This is a genomic window from Candidatus Riesia pediculicola, from assembly GCF_002073915.1.
GTDB lineage: Bacteria > Pseudomonadota > Gammaproteobacteria > Enterobacterales > Enterobacteriaceae > Riesia > Riesia pediculicola.
Genome location: NZ_CP012841.1, coordinates 318,131 through 337,214, shown reverse-complemented (window position 1 = coordinate 337,214; position 19,084 = coordinate 318,131). Strand labels below are relative to the sequence as shown.

At 31.7% G+C, this 19,084-nt stretch carries 15 protein-coding genes, 1 tRNA gene, 2 rRNA genes and 1 pseudogene; 6 read left to right on the top strand and 13 right to left on the bottom strand.

Going from position 1 to position 19,084, the window contains the following annotated elements; genetic code table 11:
- Positions 1–2 precede the first annotated feature (2 nt).
- From AOE55_RS01550 to coaE, 4 genes are all read left to right on the top strand, one after another.
- A tRNA-Glu gene (locus AOE55_RS01550) sits at positions 3–74 on the top strand.
- Positions 75–211: 137 nt separating this feature from the next.
- A 23S ribosomal RNA gene (locus tag AOE55_RS01545) occupies positions 212–3,103 on the top strand.
- 101 nt (positions 3,104–3,204) lie between these two features.
- A 5S ribosomal RNA gene (gene rrf / locus AOE55_RS01540) occupies positions 3,205–3,327 on the top strand.
- A gap of 27 nt (positions 3,328–3,354) precedes the next feature.
- Entirely contained in the window at positions 3,355–3,984 is a 630-nt protein-coding gene (coaE, locus tag AOE55_RS01535) for a dephospho-CoA kinase (RefSeq protein ID WP_080611814.1), read from the top strand.
- A 35-nt stretch (positions 3,985–4,019) separates the two neighbouring features.
- On the opposite strand, the gene AOE55_RS01530 is transcribed toward coaE, so the two are convergent.
- The 6 genes and pseudogenes from AOE55_RS01530 to rlmN all read right to left on the bottom strand — a co-directional run bounded on the left by AOE55_RS01530 (position 4,020) and on the right by rlmN (position 10,092).
- Entirely contained in the window at positions 4,020–5,012 is a 993-nt protein-coding gene (locus tag AOE55_RS01530) for a GTPase (RefSeq protein WP_225995200.1), read from the bottom strand.
- 174 nt (positions 5,013–5,186) lie between these two features.
- Positions 5,187–5,537 (bottom strand): annotated as a pseudogene (locus AOE55_RS02735) (GTPase); the annotation flags it as partial.
- Between the two features lie 71 nt (positions 5,538–5,608).
- Positions 5,609–6,187: a YfgM family protein gene (locus tag AOE55_RS01525; RefSeq protein ID WP_013087860.1), complete on the bottom strand. Its 579-nt coding sequence runs from the start codon at positions 6,185–6,187 to the stop codon at positions 5,609–5,611.
- A 63-nt stretch (positions 6,188–6,250) separates the two neighbouring features.
- Positions 6,251–7,558 carry a histidine--tRNA ligase gene (gene hisS / locus AOE55_RS01520; RefSeq protein WP_013087787.1) on the bottom strand — a complete coding sequence of 436 codons (1,308 nt, stop codon included), beginning with the start codon at positions 7,556–7,558 and terminating at the stop codon, positions 6,251–6,253.
- Between the two features lies 1 nt (position 7,559).
- A complete protein-coding gene (gene ispG / locus AOE55_RS01515) occupies positions 7,560–8,705 on the bottom strand; it encodes a flavodoxin-dependent (E)-4-hydroxy-3-methylbut-2-enyl-diphosphate synthase (RefSeq protein ID WP_013087594.1) in 1,146 nt (381 codons plus the stop codon).
- 316 nt (positions 8,706–9,021) lie between these two features.
- A complete protein-coding gene (gene rlmN / locus AOE55_RS01510; RefSeq protein WP_013087647.1) occupies positions 9,022–10,092 on the bottom strand; it encodes a dual-specificity RNA methyltransferase RlmN in 1,071 nt (356 codons plus the stop codon).
- A gap of 700 nt (positions 10,093–10,792) precedes the next feature.
- Here rlmN and AOE55_RS01505 point away from each other — a divergent pair.
- Complete coding sequence (locus AOE55_RS01505; RefSeq protein ID WP_013087876.1) at positions 10,793–11,677, top strand: inositol monophosphatase family protein; 885 nt, start codon at positions 10,793–10,795, stop codon at positions 11,675–11,677.
- Between the two features lie 56 nt (positions 11,678–11,733).
- Here the strand turns inward: AOE55_RS01505 and AOE55_RS01500 are convergent, their stop codons facing one another.
- The 4 genes from AOE55_RS01500 to AOE55_RS01485 all read right to left on the bottom strand — a co-directional run bounded on the left by AOE55_RS01500 (position 11,734) and on the right by AOE55_RS01485 (position 16,669).
- The gene (locus AOE55_RS01500; RefSeq protein ID WP_080611720.1) at positions 11,734–12,894 is read right to left on the bottom strand and encodes a 3-phenylpropionate MFS transporter; all 1,161 of its coding nucleotides are present in this window, start codon (positions 12,892–12,894) and stop codon (positions 11,734–11,736) included.
- Between the two features lie 49 nt (positions 12,895–12,943).
- Entirely contained in the window at positions 12,944–14,203 is a 1,260-nt protein-coding gene (locus AOE55_RS01495) for a serine hydroxymethyltransferase (protein ID WP_013087766.1), read from the bottom strand.
- Between the two features lie 157 nt (positions 14,204–14,360).
- Positions 14,361–15,995 carry an NAD+ synthase gene (locus AOE55_RS01490; RefSeq protein WP_080611717.1) on the bottom strand — a complete coding sequence of 545 codons (1,635 nt, stop codon included), beginning with the start codon at positions 15,993–15,995 and terminating at the stop codon, positions 14,361–14,363.
- 158 nt (positions 15,996–16,153) lie between these two features.
- Complete coding sequence (locus AOE55_RS01485) at positions 16,154–16,669, bottom strand: nucleoside deaminase (protein ID WP_013087899.1); 516 nt, start codon at positions 16,667–16,669, stop codon at positions 16,154–16,156.
- Between the two features lie 110 nt (positions 16,670–16,779).
- Between AOE55_RS01485 and AOE55_RS01480 the strand changes: the two genes are divergently transcribed.
- Positions 16,780–16,980 (top strand): 4Fe-4S binding protein, encoded by a 201-nt coding sequence (locus AOE55_RS01480; RefSeq protein WP_013087469.1) that lies wholly within the window; start codon positions 16,780–16,782, stop codon positions 16,978–16,980.
- Between the two features lie 20 nt (positions 16,981–17,000).
- Here the strand turns inward: AOE55_RS01480 and acpS are convergent, their stop codons facing one another.
- From acpS to rnc, 3 genes are all read right to left on the bottom strand, one after another.
- Positions 17,001–17,405: a holo-ACP synthase gene (gene acpS, locus AOE55_RS01475; RefSeq protein WP_013087506.1), complete on the bottom strand. Its 405-nt coding sequence runs from the start codon at positions 17,403–17,405 to the stop codon at positions 17,001–17,003.
- Positions 17,362–18,120 (bottom strand): pyridoxine 5'-phosphate synthase, encoded by a 759-nt coding sequence (gene pdxJ / locus AOE55_RS01470; protein WP_013087580.1) that lies wholly within the window; start codon positions 18,118–18,120, stop codon positions 17,362–17,364. The genes acpS and pdxJ overlap by 44 nt, the downstream gene beginning before the upstream one ends.
- 162 nt (positions 18,121–18,282) lie before the next feature.
- Complete coding sequence (rnc, locus tag AOE55_RS01465) at positions 18,283–19,011, bottom strand: ribonuclease III (protein ID WP_049821640.1); 729 nt, start codon at positions 19,009–19,011, stop codon at positions 18,283–18,285.
- Between the last annotated feature and the right edge of the window lie 73 nt (positions 19,012–19,084).

Sequence of the window (19,084 nt, the reverse complement as noted above, 5' to 3'; positions counted from 1 at the left end):
TAGTCCCCTTCGTCTAGCGGTCAGGACATCGCTCTTTCACGGCGGCAACAGGGGTTCAAATCCCCTAGGGGACGATTTATATAAATGCTCTTTCAAAAATCAAATGTAAAACAAGCTGAGTTTCATCTCACATAAAAAATGAGATGAAGCGTACATATATTCTCGATTCTTCATCTGAAGAAAATGATCGAAATTTCTTCTTCAGTTTTGAGGTTAGATAAATAAGCGTATGCGGTGGATGCCTTGGCAATCAGAGGCGAAGAAGGACGTGCTAATCTGCGAAAAGCGTCGATGAGCTGATAAGAAGCGTTTAATCGGCGATATCCGAATGGGGAAACCCAACTATAAAGTTATCGTACGATGAATAAATAGTTGTGCGAAGCGAACCGGGGAGAACTGAAACATCTTAGTACCCCGAGGAAAAGAAATCAAACGAGATTCCCTAAGTAGTGGCGAGCGAAACGGGAGAAGCCCAAGAACCAATTTGATAGAAACTTTTAGGAGAATGATCTTGGAAAAGACAGTCATAGAGGGTGATAACCCCGTATCTAAAAAGAGTTGATATCTAGTTCAAAGAGTAAGACGGGACACGTATATCTTGTCTGAAGATGGGGGGACCATCCTCCAAGGCTAAATACTACTGATTGACCGATAGTGAACTAGTACCGTGAGGGAAAGGTGAAAAGAACCCCGGTTAGGGGAGTGAAATAGAACCTGAAACCGTATACGTACAAGCAGTAGGAGTCTAAATGATTTAGATGACTGCGTACCTTTTGTATAATGGGTCAGCGACTTATATTCTGCAGCGAGGTTAACTTTCATAAGGGAGCCGTAGGGAAACCGAGTCTTAACCGGCGATAGTTGTAGGATATAGACCCGAAACCCGGTGATCTAGCCATGAGCAGGTTGAAGGTTAGGTAACTCTAACTGGAGGACCGAACCGACTAATGTTGAAAAATTAGCGGATGACTTGTGGTTAGGGGTGAAAGGCCAATCAAACCGGGAGATAGCTGGTTCTCCCCGAAAGCTATTTAGGTAGCGCCTCGTATAATTTCTCTTGGGGGTAGAGCACTGTTTCGGTCAGAGGGATCGAAAGATCTGCTTATCCGATGCAAACTACGAATACCAAGAGTTCGAATACGGGAGACACACGGCGGGTGCGAACGTCCGTCGTGGAAAGGGAAACAACCCAGATCATCAGATAAGGTCCCAAAATTATGATTAAGTGGAAAACGAAGTGGGATAGCATAGACAGCCAGGATGTTGGCTTAGAAGCAGCCATCATTCAAAGAAAGCGTAACAGCTCACTGGTCAAGTTGTCCTGCGCGGAAGATTTAACGGGGCTAAAATCATATACCGAAGCTATGACAGCAGGTACATCTGCTGGGTAGGGGAGCGTTCTGTAAGCCGTAGAAGATGGATTGAAAGATCTGTTGGAGGTATCAGAAGTGCGAATGCTGACATGAGTAACGATAAAGCTGGTGAAAAACCAGCTCGCCGAAAAACCAAGGATTCCTGTCCAACGTTAATCGGGGCAGGGTTAGTCGATCCCTAAGGCGAGGCTGAAAAGCGTAGTCGATGGAAAACCGGTTAATATTCCTGTACTAAGAGTCGATTTCGATGGGGGGACGAAGAAGGATAGACTATCCGAGCGTTGGTCGTCTCGGTTCAAGCGCATAAGTGGATCGTATAGGAAAATCCGTTCGATCAACACTAAGACGCAAGTACGATTACGTCAGTAATGAAGTAGTCGATTCCAACTTCCAAGAAAAGCCTCTAAGATAGCATCGATTTTTAATCGTACCTCAAACCGACACAGGTGGTTAAGTAGAGAATACTAAGGCGCTTGAGAGAACTCAGGTGAAGGAACTAGGCAAAATAGTGCCGTAACTTCGGGAGAAGGCACGCTGACATCAGTAAAAGATCTTGCATCTCTAGCTGAAGATCAGCCGAAGATACCAGCTGGCTGCAACTGTTTATTAAAAACATAGCACTGTGCAAACACGTAAGTGGAAGTATACGGTGTGAAGCCTGCCCGGTGCTGGAAGGTTAATTGAGGAAGTGATCGAAAGTGAAGCTTCCGATCGAAGCCCCAGTGAACGGCGGCCGTAACTATAACGGTCCTAAGGTAGCGAAATTCCTTGTCGGGTAAGTTCCGACCTGCACGAATGGCGTAATGATGGCCAGACTGTCTCCACCTGAGACTCAGTGAAATTGAAATTGCTGTGAAGATGCAGTGTACCCGCGACAAGACGGAAAGACCCCGTGAACCTTTACTATAGCTTGATATTGAACATTAAATGCTTTTGTGTAGGATAGGTGGGAGGCTGAGAAGTACGAATGCTAGTTCGTATGGAGCCGACGTTGAAATACCACCCTTTAACATTTTGTGTTCTAACTCAGATCCGTTATCCGGATCGAGGACAATGTCTGGTAGGTAGTTTGACTGGGGTGGTCTCCTCCTAAAGAGTAACGGAGGAGCACAAAGGTTGGCTAATTACGGTCGGAAATCGTAAGGTTAGTGTAAAGGCATAAGCCAGCTTGACTGTGAGCGTGACGACGCGAACAGATACGAAAGTAGGTCTTAGTGATCCGGTGGTTCCGAATGGAAGGGCCATCGCTCAACGGATAAAAGGTACTCCGGGGATAACAGGCTAATACCGCCCAAGAGTTCACATCGACGGCGGTGTTTGGCACCTCGATGTCGGCTCATCACATCCTGGGGCTGAAGCAGGTCCCAAGGGTATGGCTGTTCGCCATTTAAAGTGGTACGCGAGCTGGGTTTAGAACGTCGTGAGACAGTTCGGTCCCTATCTGTCGTGGGCGTAGGAAGATTGAGAAGAGCTGCTCCTAGTACGAGAGGACTGGAGTGGACATACCTATGGTGTTCAGGTTGTTGTGCCAACAGCATTGCCTGGTAGCTAAGTATGGTCGAGATAACCGCTGAAAGCATATAAGTGGGAAACTTACTTCAAGATTAATCTTCCCAGACTCGAAAGAGTCTCTTAAGGAACGTTCTAGACTAGAACGTAGATAGGCTGGATGTGTAAGCGTAGAGATGCGTTGAGCTAACCAGTACTAATGATCCGAGAGATCTATTCAAATTGATTGAGAACTTCGATCTTTCTCGAATATATGAAGCTTGTTTTACAAAGATTTCATTGATTCCAAAAAAGAAAACTTTTTTGGATAAAAAGTTATCTATCTGGCAACAATAACGCGATGGAACCACCTGAAAGATTTATCCATTCCGAACTCAGAAGTGAAACTTCGTGGTGCCGATGGTAGTGTATACTTTATTTATGCGAGAGTAGGGAGTTGCTGGGTAGATACGAAAGATTGAATCAAAAAGAGATGAGGATTTCTTTGAATAAGATCGTAGTTATTACTGGAGGAATAGGATCTGGAAAAACATCCATTTCAAAAATTTTTTTGAATCTTGGAGTTCCTGTAATTGACTTTGATCAAATTGTTCGTGAAATAACATTTTCTGAATTTTTTTTAGGTTATTTTAAAAAAAAATTTGGGAGAAAAGTTATTAAAGAAAATGGATTCTTGGATAAGGGACGCTTACGTATCATTTTTTTTCGTAATGAAAAAATAAGAAAGACAATCGAAAATTTAATTCATCCGATAGTTTTTCGTATAGCGTACTTTAAGTGGAAACTTTTGTCATATCACCCATATTGTATATGGGTGATACCTTTATTTTTTGAAAAAAAACTAGAAAAATTTTTTAATAAGGTCCTGATAGTAGATGTTTGTCATACTAAATTACAATTAGAAAGAGTGATTGAAAGAGATAAAATTTCTCAGTACGAAGTAGAATGGTTTATTTCCAATCAAATTTGTAGAAAGGATAGATTAAATAAAAAAAAAACTGCAGAAGTAATTGAGAATAACAGTTTATACGATTTAAATTCTTTAAAGGATTTGGTTCTTGAAAAACATATTCAAATCCTTAAAAGTATGAAAAAAAATTAAGAAACCTTTAAATTTTAAGCTGAGACTAGTCAATTTTATTTTTTAAGAATTTTTGTTCTATGTTTTTTAAAAATTATCTTAATCGGTCTACCCACAATTTTAGTATGATCTGATAGATGTCGATAGATTCTTTTTTCGACATATTTTTCATAATTTGATGATAGTATACTCTCTGAAAAAATTATTATTTTCAATAATCTATTTTTTACTTGTAAGATCTTTATTTTTTTGAATATAGAAAAATTTCCTTTTTTTTGTGAAAACCTCTTTTTTTTCAAAATTAAATATGATTCGATATCTTTTTTCAATAGGATGTTCAAATCATTTTTTTTGATTTTAATGAATTTTGAATAAAAAGTTCTTCGTATTGAAGAAAATAGATCTCTAAAGTTTTTTTGATACAATGCAGAAATAAAATGGAATTGAACAAAATTTAAAAATTTCATCCGATTTTTAATGTATTTTTGAAATGTCTTTTTAAATTCTGAAGGTATTTCATCCAACTTATTGAACACAATTAAAAAGGAAGATCCTATTTCGATCATCAAATGAATCAATAAATTTTCAGATCGAGTTAGTTTTTTTTCTCTAGAATCTAATAATAACAAAGTTATATCAGAACTCTTTATACACTTTATCGTTTGAGATCCAAAATAAGAAGAAAACTTTTGTTGATCTGAAGATGGATTTGTTTTAATGTTTTCTTGTTTCCAAAATTTTTCTGTGATCCCAGAAGTATCAACCAAACAATATCGAACCTCTTTTTCATTCACTTGTTGATATCGACTATTTTGAACTATTACTTCTATGTTATCTCTAGTCGTTTCAGGAAGTTCACTAACTATTAAACGATTTTCCATTAAAAGTTTGTTTATTAACGTAGATTTTCCAACATTGGGTTTTCCGACGATTGCAACTTTGATAAGATCACCATTGGATTTTTTTTTCTCAATTTCAAGGCCAGATGAAGAAGAACTTTTTTTAAATGATGTTTTTTTTGAAAAAAAATCCTGAATCACACTTTTCATCAGAAGATTGATTCCTTTTTTATGCAAAGCAGATATTAAATGAATCATTTTCTTGTTTAAGTTAAAAACGAAAAAATCCTTTAAGATACGAGAATTGTTTAATTCCTCAATTTTTCTATTTTTTGATAAAAAATCGTTATTTTCGAAAAAGTTCACTATTAGATAGATAAATCTTTTATCTTTCTTCTTTTTGGTCAATTGATTAAAAAGAACCTGGTCTTCTTTCAATAAACCGACTCTAAAATCTACTAAAAAGAAAAGAACATCACATTTTTGAACAGCAATCATGGTCTGTTCTATCACTTTAGAAGAAATATGATCTCTGAATAAATTTGAGACGCTTCCAGTATCGATTATTTCAAAATTTTGAGAGTATATTTTAGTGATCTTATGATTTCTATCTCTCGTACAAAAAGGAGTTTCGGATGTCACAGCATTTTTTGATCCAGTTAGTCAATTGAACAAAGTAGATTTCCCGATATTTGTTCGACCCACTATTGTGATAATTGGAATATGTTTTTTCATTTCATATAAATAATTTTAAAGATCGATCAATTTTTTTGAAGATGAATTATCTCTATCCTAAATTCTAACGTTCATCTTTCAAAATAAGTACTCATTTTATTTTCTATTTTCATTTTCAGTAGTTCATTTTTGCAGAATCTTAAAGCTTTTTCATAACAAAGTATAGCTTCTTTAAACTTTTTTTTCTTTATTAGAGCATCACCTTCCATTTCTTTTATAACACAAGATAAAGAATAATCTTCAATAAGATGCAAGGTATGTATTGACTCTTCTACTTTATTTAAAGCAAGTTGAACTCTAGCTAATCTTAAATTAATTAAATTTTTTAGAGGATCGTTCTTATGGATTTTGTTAGAAATTTTCAATAATATATTCTCTGCCCGATTTAATTCACCTTTTTTAACCAAAAAACTTGTTAAACTAATATCATTTAAAATTTTTTCAAATTCTTCTTCCTTTTTAAAAAGGGAGAAACGGATATCTTTTACTTTTTTAAAAATAGAACTGAAAAATTCTTTTGGTTGTTCATCCTTCATGTCCGAAAGCTCATTCGTAGTTTTAATGAGATCTATGATATATACAATCGAACAAAGAACGAAAATGACTGAAAAAAAATAAAATAAATAAGAATGTTTTCCGTTATTCTTCATACTATAACTTATAAAATTTTATTTACTAATAAAAATCTAAAATGTCTTTTTTCAACCTTCGTATCATCTTATTTCATCAAGAAAACCATACAGTTTCTCCAATGGAATAATATCTAAAGACCCCTTTTTTTTTAAATTTTTTATCAAAATTTTATTCGATCGATAGAAATTTTCTTTCAATATTATTACTATTTTCGCATTATTTTGAATTGCTTTAGAGACTTGCTTCTTAGTTTTATCACTACCATGATGTATCATTATACTAACATTTTTGATCCGACTTCTAATTCTTTCAGAAAAGAAAAAAATCTCTTCTGAATTTATCAATCCCTGTTTGCAAAGATAAATATCTATTAATTTTGAATTGTGATATTCATGGATCAAATCTTGATTAACTTCTTCAATGAGTATAACTAACCTCTCTATTCCGATAGCACATCCTAAAGATGGAACAGATCGATTATATCCTAGAAGATCCATTAAATAATCATATCTCCCTCCAGCGCATATGGTTTTTTGGAAATTAGAAATTCCTGAAACCCATTCGAAAACTGTTCGATTATAATAATCCAATCCTCGAACTAGACGTTTATTAATAACATATCGAATTCCAATTTTCTGAAGAATCCTACACAATTCATAAAAATGATCCATACATTCCTTACCGATGTATTCTTCCAAAAGAGGAGCGTGAACTAATAACTGATTTAAATCTGGATCCTTGGAATCTAATAATCTGATAGGATCGCTTATTGCCATTTTTTGATCTTCCAAACTTAATTTTTTTAAATTAGATTGAAAGAATTTTTTTAAAGAATTTCTATAAATTTCTCTATCAGATATTGAACCGATTGAATTCAACTCTAATGTAATATACTGATCAATTGCAAGTGACTTCCAAATTTTAAACATAATCGATATTAATTCAGCATCAAAGACTGGAGAATTGAATCCAAACATCTCAATTCCAAGTTGATGAAATTGTCGATTTCTTCCATATTGAGGCCTATCATATCGAAACATTGGTCCTAGATACCATAAACGCTGTTTTTTGTTACGAAATAATCCATTTTCTATCCCAGCTCTAGCACAGCTTACGGTGTTTTCAGGTCTTAAACTGATTCGAGTGTTTCCTCTTTTATTTAAGAAAGTATACATCTCTTTTCGAACTACCTCCGTTTTCTTTCCGATAGTTCGTTCGAATAATTCTGTCTTTTCTAATATTGGGGTTCGTATTTCTTGAAAACCATATTGAAAAAGAATCTCCTGAATTTTTGACTCTAAAGTACGATATATATGAGAATCCCTTGGTAAAATATCCTTCATACCTCTTAAAGATCGTACATTTCGAAACATATCATTTTTCAACATATCAACTCTTTTCGACTTTCTTCGATAAATGAGATCGAATTAAGATATCGTGTTTCTTTTGATCGTTTTTATCTCGGATTATTCTTCTAATTTCAAACTCTAAAATCCGTAAAAGTTCATTGTTATCCACATATCGTTTGCTTTTCTCCTTTTTATTAAACAAAATGCTCCTTTTTCTCTTTCCAACTATTCCAATATCAGATCTTTCTGCTTCTCCAAATCCATTCACAATACATCCGATGATGGATATTTTTATAGGACATTCGATATCAGACAGATTTTCTTCTAAATTTCTCACCACCTCAATGACATCGAATTCCTTTCGAGAGCAAGTTGGACAAGCAACGATCTGTATTCCTCTTGAACGAATCTTTAAGGAACTTAAGATAGAAAAAGCGACCTTAACTTCCTCCAAAGGATTATCAGCTAAGGAGACTCTTAAAGTATCTCCGATTCCATCCAATAAGAGCGAACCAATTCCTATAGCGGACTTCACGGATCCATCTCTTCTGCTACCAGACTCAGTGATTCCCAAGTGAATGGGTTGATCTGTCCTCTCAGAGAGTAGTCGATAAGCTTTCATTGCGATCAAAACATCAGAAGACTTTACGCTGATCTTAAATCGATCAAAATTTAACTTATCTAAAATATCGACTTGTCGCATCGCTGAATCTACTAAGGCCTCTGACGTCGGTCCTCCATATAATCTTTTGATCTTTTCTTCTAAGGATCCAGAATTCACTCCAATTCTAATTGGTATATTAGCATCTTTAGCAGACTCCACTATCATACGAATTTTTTCATAATTACCAATGTTTCCTGGATTGATTCTCAAACAATCTGCTCCATATTGAATGACTTTTAATGCAATTCGATAATTAAAATGAACATCAGCTATAATCGGAATATCAACTTTTCTTTTTATCTCTTTAAAAGATTCTACAGAATGAATGGTTGGAACGGATATTCGCACAATATCTGCGCCAGCTTTTTTTAGCAGTCGAATTTGTTCTACTGTTTTAGAAATATCTAAAGTAGAAGTACTTGTCATGGATTGTACGGAAATGCGTGATCCTCCACCAATAGATACATTTCCAACATGAATTTTCTTAGTTTTTTTTCTTTCAATAAAAAATTTTTCTTTCATATTTCATCAAATTTTAAAAGATCTTTTCTATTTGTTTGAAAAAATCCATATATTTAAAATGTGTCAGTCTAAATTCTTCATGTTAAAAGAGATCTGAACCTTGTTGATTCATCGAATATTTTTTAAATTTCGATTGAAATATATTATGATCACTTAAATTCTTTCAAGTTGTCTAGTAATTTTATATGAAGTTAGTTTTTCTCAAAACTACCATTGTCTAAATAAAAAATTTTATAAGACATAAATTCCTTCTTTCAAGTGATTTCTGTTACTTTGAAAAAATCGTTTTCAAATCAGAACAAAAAAACACTTATTATTAATTTTCATAAGATAACTGTCCGCAAGATGCTTGAATATCCCCCCCTTTCGTTTTCCTTACGGTTGTAACAAAACGAAACTTTTTGAGAATTTCTGAGAACTGTTGAATATGAAGAAGATTACTTCTTTTATAAGGAATTCCTGCTGTCGAATTAAAAGGAATTAAATTGATCTTAACTGGAATATTTTTTAAGATATCTGCTAATTGATATGCATCTTGAACTTCGTCGTTGATCCCTCTTAACATGATGTATTCGATAGTGATTCTTTGAAAAATATTTGAATGATTTTGAAACTTTTGGATACTGTCTAAAATGGATTGAATATCATATTTTTTATTTATTGGCATGATACGATCTCGTATCTTATTATTTGGTGCATGAAGAGAAATGGCCAATTTAATTTGAGTATTCTCGAGTAATTTTTCGATAGCTGGAGAAACTCCGGCAGTAGAAAGTACGATTTTCTTTTCTGGAAAGTTGAACCCATGAGAACTAGTAATAATTCTTATAGAACTTAAGATATTTCTAAAGTTCAAAAGTGGCTCTCCTGTTCCCATGATCACAATATTTGTGAACGGTAAAAGATGATTTCTTTTCTTAGAAAAGACCGAAGAAATCTCTTTTCTTAAGATTTTTCCGGCAATCCAAACTTGACCGACTATTTCAGAAATTTTTAAGTTCCTTCTAAACTTCTTTTTTGAAACAAAACAAAATCGACATTTTAAGGGGCATCCGATTTGAGAAGATATACACAAAGTTTTTCTTCTTCCTTCTGGAATAAAAACCGTTTCAATAGTTTCTTCAGAATCGGTCCTCATTCTCCATTTGATCGTACCATCCAAAGATATTTTCTTTTCTTGTATACGAGGGGGAAGTATCTGAAAGAAAGATTCCATCTTCTTTCGAAGATCTCTAGAAAAATTTGTCATTGACTGAAAATTATCGCAATAATGACGATAGATCCAATCCGTTAGTTGATCGGCTCGAAAAGTGTTTTCCCCGATATCTTTAAAAATTTTCCTCACTTTCAAAATATCATATTGCAGTAAATTTAATTTATTTGACATGGATTTTTTTCGAACAGATCATATTCAATAAACTTTGATCAAACTTCAAATTTTGAAAAAATATCAATTTTTTTAGATCAATATAGAAAACGATTATATTTTTAATCAAAAATATTTAGAAAACATCCTTCTAAAATCTTAAACACGTTGTTTAAAAAATCTCTTATTTAAGAAATCTTCCTTTTCTAAAAAGAAACTAATCATGAAATTTTTATTTCATTTAATTAAATGATCTTTTAAAAATTAGAAAATCATATTTTACATCCTATTTAGGATATCTATCAATATTTGGTCTAGTGTTCAATGTATTTTTATTTAAAATGAAATATCAAATCTTGTTTTATTCTTCATAAATTTTTTAAATAAACAAAAAATTTTTTCATTGACTCTCATTCTGAAGGTCGTATCTCCTTTTCTCATGTAATCTTTAAGATATACTATTTAAAAAGGTTAGTTTTAAAATATATTCCTTTAAAAGAGATGACAATAGGATCTAAAGAATTAATTCAACATAAACGTTCATATTATGTTCAAACTCATTTAAAAGATAAGTCATCTGATATATCTCAGGTTCTGTTATATTTGTTTGATCTCAAAAAAAATATTTAAAAAAAAGTATATCTCTTAATATATTGCATTCATTTCATATATCATCTATTCTAATAAGCTTCAGCAATCTATTCTGTTTTCTAATTTCTAAATGAACCCTTTATTAAATATAGCAATTAGATCGATTCATCAAATCGGAAAGTTAATTCTAAAAATGTATGATGAAAATCCTTTATATAGATCAATAGATCATTACAAAATGATAAATCCTTTATTTGAAAGAATAAAGAAAATTGTTATTTCTACGATATTTCAACATTATTCTGATCATGAACTCTTTTTAAACGAGAAAAGAATTTCTTTCAATAATAAAACTTGCCAAAAAAAAACAAGATGGTTTATCAATTTCTTAGAGGATGGAGTTAATTGGATGAAAAAGATTCCCCATTTTTGCACATCTATCTCTATCTATCAGAAAGAACGCATGATAATTTTAGTGATATACGATCCAATATTGAATGAAATGTTTTCTGCTAACAGAGGAGGAGGTGCTAGATTGAATCAATATCGACTTAGAGTACAAGAAAAATCATCTTTAAATGCATCGATCATATTATCGGTTAATCAGATATTTCAAAAAGATGTCGATCATCTTTCAAAATATCTAAAAATTTTGCATATTCTCCTAAAGAATTATCTAGTCCGTATCACAGGATCAATTTCTCTAGATCTAGCTTATGTAGCTGCAAGTAGAATCGATGCAATGATCTTAATTGGAAATGGAAAAGAAATCAATCAAAAAATTAGTCGTATTTCTTTATTATTGAAAGAATCAGGAGGAACATTGATCTATGGAAAACTCTTAAATATAAATTCTCGAGAAAAAAAAGAAAGAACTAAAAAGAATGAATTTTCTTCTGAAGAAGAAAAAGAAGATCACTCCTTACAGATAGTTTGTGCTGGAAGTTTTCGAACCACAAAATCCATAACTAAATTTCTTAAAAATCAGTTTAACATTTCTTTCTTTAAGGAATAAAAATCTCTTTAAACATGTCTTTTTTCCTACCAATCCCAATCAATGAACAATTTTTCTCATGCTTTTATCCTCAAAAATACTACAGGAGAAGCTATCAAAGACATTAAAAAGAATACAAGATTATGTCTTGATGGAAAATTCTGATATATAAAACCAGAGATAACAGCCAAGATAGCCAGTCCGATTCCCAATCCAAGAGAAGAGTATAGAGCATTTAACAAAATTATTTTCTTACTAGAATGTCGATTGATAAACTCGATTGATGCTAAGTGACATAACGTAAACGTTCCACTATGAAGAAGTTGACTAAAGAGTAGAACTATAAAAGATTTTGAAAAAAAAGCTACTAAATTCCATCTAACGATTGTAAAAAATGTCGAATATAAAAAAATTGATCTCACTTGGCAAAATTTAAATTTGATCTTCTCAAAAACGATCAATAATACGATTTCTGAAAATATGCTAACCGACCACAAAGTTCCAACATGTTCTATTGAATATCCTATCTCTTTCCAATAAACAGAAGAAAATCCATAATAAGCTGCATGAGAACTTTGTAATAGTGTAGTACAAAATAAAAATTTTAGAATCTCCTTCTCTTTCAATATTTCAAAAAAAGAGCTATTTTTTTCTTTTCTTAAGGATTTCCGATCTCTTTTAGAATAAAGATTCAGTTTGATGTTCGGATGTATCATTAATGAAAAAGAAGTAAAAAATTCACTCACGAGCAACATATATATAATTGTATGATATCCGAATTGATGAGCTGCGTATCCAGTTAAAAAAGAACTTAGTATGAAAGAAACAGATCCCCAAACCCTCACTTTTCCATACTCAAAAGATACTTTTCTTTGAAGATGAGATGTTAAAACATCAGTCAATGGAATCATAGGAGAGAAAAAGAAATTGAATCCAATTATGATCAAGAGCATACAAATCCAACTTGAGCATAATAAAAAACCAAAAGAGAGAATCAAAGTTATTACTGAAAGACATCGAATAAAAACTATTGTTTGACCAATCCTATCGACNATCTTCATGATCACTAATGATCCAATAAATCTAGCTATCAATCCAGAAGATATCAATATCCCTACTTTACTTGCTTCAATCCCTAAATAATTTAACCAAACTGAAATGAATGGAAAAAATATTCCGTTCGTGAAAAAATAATTAAAATAATCTGATGCTAACCACCGAACTGATAAATTGGACATTGATTTAATTCATTCACTTATTTTTCTTCGAAGTATTGACAATATTTTTTTAAAGATGGTGATATACTGGAAATCTTTTGGTCATTTCTAAAACTTTTTTTCTTATTTTTTGAATGACTTCATCATTTCGAATGTTATTTAATATCTCGCATATCCAATTCGATACTATTCTCGATTCTTTTTCAGTAAATCCTCGTCTGGTAATCGAAGAAGTTCCTATCCTAATTCCAGAAGTATCTTTTGAACCTTTAGAATCGTGTGGAACATAGTTCTTGTTTACGATAATGTTAGCCAGTTCCAAACGAGATTCAGCGATTTTTCCAGAAATAGAATGATCTTTCAAATTCAAGACAAAGAGATGACTGTCAGTACCGCCGGAAACAACTTGATATCGATTACCAAGAAAAACTTTTACCATAGACTGTGCGTTTTTCACAATTTGTTTTTGATAATCTCTAAACTTAGGCTCCATGGCTTCTTTGAAGGCAACTGCTTTTCCAGCTATAACATGCATCAAAGGTCCTCCTTGAGATCCTGGAAATACAGAAGAATTGATCTTTCGATACAGTTCTGGTGAACCTCCTTTAGCAAGGATCAAACCTCCTCTTGGACCTCCAAGAGTTTTATGTGTAGTAGAAGTCATGAAATGCGAATATTTTGATGGGTTTGGATAAATTCCAGAAGCTATCAATCCTGCAACATGTGAAATATCTGCTAAAAAATAAGAATTAACTTCATCTGCAATTTCCCGAATCTTTTTCCAATTGATTGTTCTAGAATAAGAAGAAAAACCAGCTACAATCATTTTTGGTCGATAAAAATTCGCCTTTTGTAAAATTTCTTCATAGTTTATCTTTCCATCTTTTTTCAATCCATAATGAACAAAGTTATATAATTTTCCAGAAAAATTAAAAGAAGAACCGTGAGTTAAATGCCCTCCATCTTTCAGGTTCATAGACAAGATCGTATCTCCTACATTTAATACAGACATGTAAATCGCTGAATTCGCTTGGGAACCAGAATGAGGTTGAACATTGGCAAAATCCACTTCAAAAAGTTTTTTAGCTCTCTCAACTGCCAAATTTTCAATCGAATCGATATTCTGACACCCTCCATAATATCTGTCCTTCGGATATCCTTCTGCGTATTTGTTCGTCAGAGTTGATCCCTGCGCTTCCATTACAGCTCGACTGGCATAATTTTCCGAAGCGATCAGTCCGATTTGATTTTCTTGCCTTTCAATTTCTTTTTTTAGAAAAGTCCACACTTCCTCATCATATTTCTGAATTGTTTTCTGATTTAAAAGCATTTTGTTTCCTCATAGAATACAAATTTCAATGATAACATAACAACATTTCCGATGAAAATAAAAAAATTGACTGAAAATAATCGATCTCTTGAAAAATCAAAGTTTTTGCCAAAATTTCTATCGAACTTTTATAAGATTTTTTTCAAGATCTTTTAAACTATTTCAAAAATGAAGATAGAAAAGAAGTATGATTGACCGGATACGTTTTTTCGAAAGTTGTCTTATTTGAAAATAAAATAGGACCGATAGGAGATTGTTTTCTTTTAAATTCGTTCGAATGAAACAGTTTAATAACTTCGAGTATCGATTCATTTTTTAGAGGTATTTTCGAGAGTATCTTTTGAATTGAATATTTTTTATCGATGTAATAAAAGAGAATTTCATCAAGAAGAGAGTATTTAGGAAGATCATCTTCATCGAATCCTTTCTTTCTCAATTCTGAGGTTGGCTTTTTTAAAATGATATTTTCCGGAATCACTTTATTGATAGTATTTCGATATTTTGACAAACTAAATACGATCGTTTTTGGAATATCTTTCAAAGGAGCGAATCCTCCTGACATATCTCCGTAAATTGTAGTATATCCGGTATAAAGCTCACTCCTGTTGCTTGTGGAAAGAAGCAGATATCTATTTTGATTAGATATTCCCATTAAAAATACTGCTCGACAACGAGCTTGAAGATTTTCTAAAACTACACATTTCAAACTCTTAAACATTTTTTTAAGTTGACAAGAAAATTGCTCAAAAATCTTCTGAATGGAAATAACTTCTAAAGTTGTACCAACTAATTCGCATTGTTTCTTGGCATCTTCTATACTTTCTTGAGAAGTATTAATAGAAGGCATCATGATGGCCTTAACAGATTCTTTACCGATTGCATCGATTGCGATGGATAAAGATAAAGCGGAATCTATCCCTCCAGATAAACCAATGACAATTCCTAAAAAATGATTTTTGTTGACATAATCTCGAGTGGATAAAACTAATGCGTCATATAACCTAGAAATTTTTGATCGATGATGAGAAAACTGCTCTTTAAAAGAAATTGAATTACGATCGATTGTGAAAAAACAGCTTTTTTCCAGAAAATAAGGAATGAGACAGAATGATCTTCCAACTTGATCAAAGTATCTTGAATTACCTTCAAATATCAGTTCATCTTGTCCTCCTACTGAATTCAGATATACTATTCTGATCTTCATTTCGGTACTCATTTTTTTTAAAAAATTATCTGATACTCTATTCTTCCTAAAAGAATAAGGAAAAGAACAAATTAAAAATAAAAGATCTATCTTTTTTTTCTTTTCATTATAAATTTTTTCTCTTGAAAAGATGTCCTCTCCTATTAAAAATGATATCCTGTATCCATTAATGATGAGAATGCTTTCATATCTTTTATAAAAATGATTAATATTTTTTTTTGAGTTATTACTCTGAAAGTCATCTTTAAGAAACCTAGTCAATAGTTTTTTACTTTGGAAACAAGATAAGACGTTATAAAATTTGTTTCGAACTTTAAAAAAGTGACCAACAACTACTATCGTATCTTTATTACTCAATTTGCATATTTTCGACATGTAAAAACAGCATGTCTTGTAAAAATCTGGATAGGGATGATAGTTCAATAAATCTGGACAAAAACCAATTAAAGATAACTCTGGGAAGACTATGATATTTGGTTTTTTCTTCTTAAATTTTTCAATTTGTCTCTTTATCTTATCAAAGTTTTGTTTTATATCTCCTAACTTTGAATTCATTTGAACTAATACAACCTTAATCTTATTTTTCATAATGAATTACCTTATACTCTTTTAAAATCATCAAAATTTTTTTTAAATATTGGATAACATTATGTTTCGATCGAATCGAAATGAAAAAAAGAAATTGATTGATGAAGAAGAAAAATAGTAAAATTTTCAAGATGTTCTTAAAGGTATAAAATTGAACATCAAAATTTTTTTGGTTGGATCAAATTTCTTCTTTTTTTAAAAAAGTTTTTCAATATAGAAGAACAACTTCTAGATAAAATTCCACCGTATACCGTGATATGTCCGTAATTCATAGAAATATTCGTATTATTCTTTTCGAAAAGAAAAAAAGATAAATTATTCTTATAATTCTCTGATCCATAAACCACTCTACTAATTCTTGATTGGAATATAGCTCCCATACACATAATACATGGAAAAATAGTGACATAAATAGTTAAGTTCTCCTTTAGACGATAGTTTTTAAAATGTTTTGCTCCTTCTCTAATAACTATAATCTCTGCATGTGCAGATGGATCATTTCGAAGAATCACTTCATTGCCACTAGAAGCAACTATATTATCCTGATAGATAAGAACCGCTCCTATCGGAATTTCTCCTAAAATTTCAGATTTTTTTGCTAAATCAAGTGATTTATTCATCCAAAAAAAGTCTTTTTTCAACTGATTTTTACTTGGTTTTTGTTCTATAATCATCGAGATTAAATTAAAATGTAAGAATATGATTTAAAAATCATGAAAAGTAAATTTTTAAAGTTTACGAAAACTGAATTAAAGTTCTCTTAGAAGAGAGGAGAATCATCATAATGTATCGTATAAATAAAAAGTGTGTTCAATGTGGGATGTGTGAAATGGTTTGCCCGAAAGAAGCTATTTCAATCAGAAATAGAAATTATTACATTGATGAATTAGTTTGCGACAATTGCCTTGAGATCAAAAGACCGATCTGTAGAGAGGTTTGTCCAATTAAAAAAGCTATTGTAACGAAAAATTTTCCAGAATTTTAAGATTTCTTCTCTTATCCGCTTCATTTTTCCATCGTTACAATACTAAACGCATAATTCTTTTCATCAGAGATGGATATCATAGTGTTGTGGATTCCTAATTTTTTAAAGAATAATTTCAAATTTCCCAAAGGATTTAGGATAGGTTTTCCTGTATTTTTTTCATGTAATATTTCAATTTGATTAAAAAAAATCCCTGAACTCATACCAGTTCCCAAAGCCTTTGAAACTGCTTCTTTTACAGAAAATCGTTTTGCGAGAAATTCCGCCTTATCCTTTTTATAATTTTGATACTCGATCCATTCTCTCTTTGATAATATCCTTCTTGCAAATTTATTTTTATAAACAAAAATAATTTTTCTAATCCTTTCAATTTTTATTAAATCAACACCCAGACCTATTATTGACATTTCTTTTTCTTGCCTCATGAAGAATTCTCTTCATCTCTTTAATAGCATTTTTTAACCCAACAAAAAGTGATCTACTAACAATAGAGTATCCTATATTTAATTCATGAATTTCATATATTTTAGCAATATCAAAAACATTCTGATAGGTTAAACCATGCCCAGCGTTAACAATTAATCCTTTAGATCGAGCGTAAGTTGCAGAACTTATGATTTTTCTAAGTTCTTCTTGGGATTCATGAAGGTTTCTTGAATTGGAATAGAAACCAGTATGAAACTCTACTGCATCAGCTCCTGCTTCTATTGAAGCATCTATCTGATCTCTTTTTGGTTCAATGAATAAAGAAACTACTATTCCTGAACTCTTGAGTTTTTCTACGACTTCTCGTACTTCATCTTTTTGATGATACACGTTCAAACCTCCTTCTGTAGTAATCTCCTCTCTTCTTTCTGGGACCAAACAGCAAGAATTCGGCTTTACAATACGAGCAAAGTTGACTATTTTTTTTGAAATCGACATTTCTAAATTCATTCTCGTTTGAAGAACCTGAGAAAGTCGATGAACATCATTTTCTGTAATATGTCTTTGATCTTCTCTTAAATGAACTGTAATACTATCTACTCCGTACTCTTCCGCTAAAATAGCGAAACGAACTGGATCTGGATATCTTTCCATTCTTCTATTTCTAATAGTAGCGACATGATCTACGTTCACCCCAAGATATATTTTTTTCATATTTAAGTAGTCTGATTTTGTTTTTAATATTGTATAATCGTATTTTTTTTAATGATTTGTTATCTAATCATGAAAAAATCTTCATTTTTATATTGTTCGTTTTTCAATTTAATTAAAATTCAACATTGAATGGTTATCTTTCTTTTCAATTTGATTTAAATTTTAAAAATGATAATTTACAATCTTATCGAACATGTGTTTTGCTGCTAGTTTTTCTGCTTCTTTGTATTTTTTTCCAGTCCCAATAGTGATGAAATGATCAGATTTCCGAAATCCAAAAACTTTACAAACGATTGTAAATTGTTTTTCATGATCGTACCCTACACTCTTTAAGAGTTCATATTTCGGCAATGGTAAATGAAACTTCTGTAAATGTTCTTGCAATTTAGTTTTTGGATCTTTTTCATCTCTCGAAAGATTGATGAGATCTGCATGGTTACGATACCAGTTCATTATAACATTTTCTATTGTTTTTATATTACTACCACTATCCAAAAATATGGCTCCTATGATGGCTTCTAAAGCATTTGAAAGTATCGATCTTTTTAAAAAACCATGATTTTTAATTTCTCCCAACCCTAAATTTATGAAACTTCCTATTCCTAATTGATTAGCAATATCTGATAGTGTACCTTCTTTGACCAAATTAGATCTCGTTCTACTCATTTCTCCTTCATTCTTCGAGAGAAATTCATCGTAGAGAAATTTTGAGATAATTAGATTTAATATGGAGTCACCTAAAAATTCTAACCTTTCATTATGAGACAGATTCGTACTTCGATGAGTTAATGATTGATATAAAAAATCTAAATGGTTGAATCGATATCCGATATTCTTTTGTAACATTATAATATCTTTATCTTTCCAGAATAAATCAAATTTATGTTTCATATAAGAAAATTTTCTAATTAATAATTCGTAATTTTTTGAAAGTATAATTCAAATTATTTCTTCTTCCAATAAG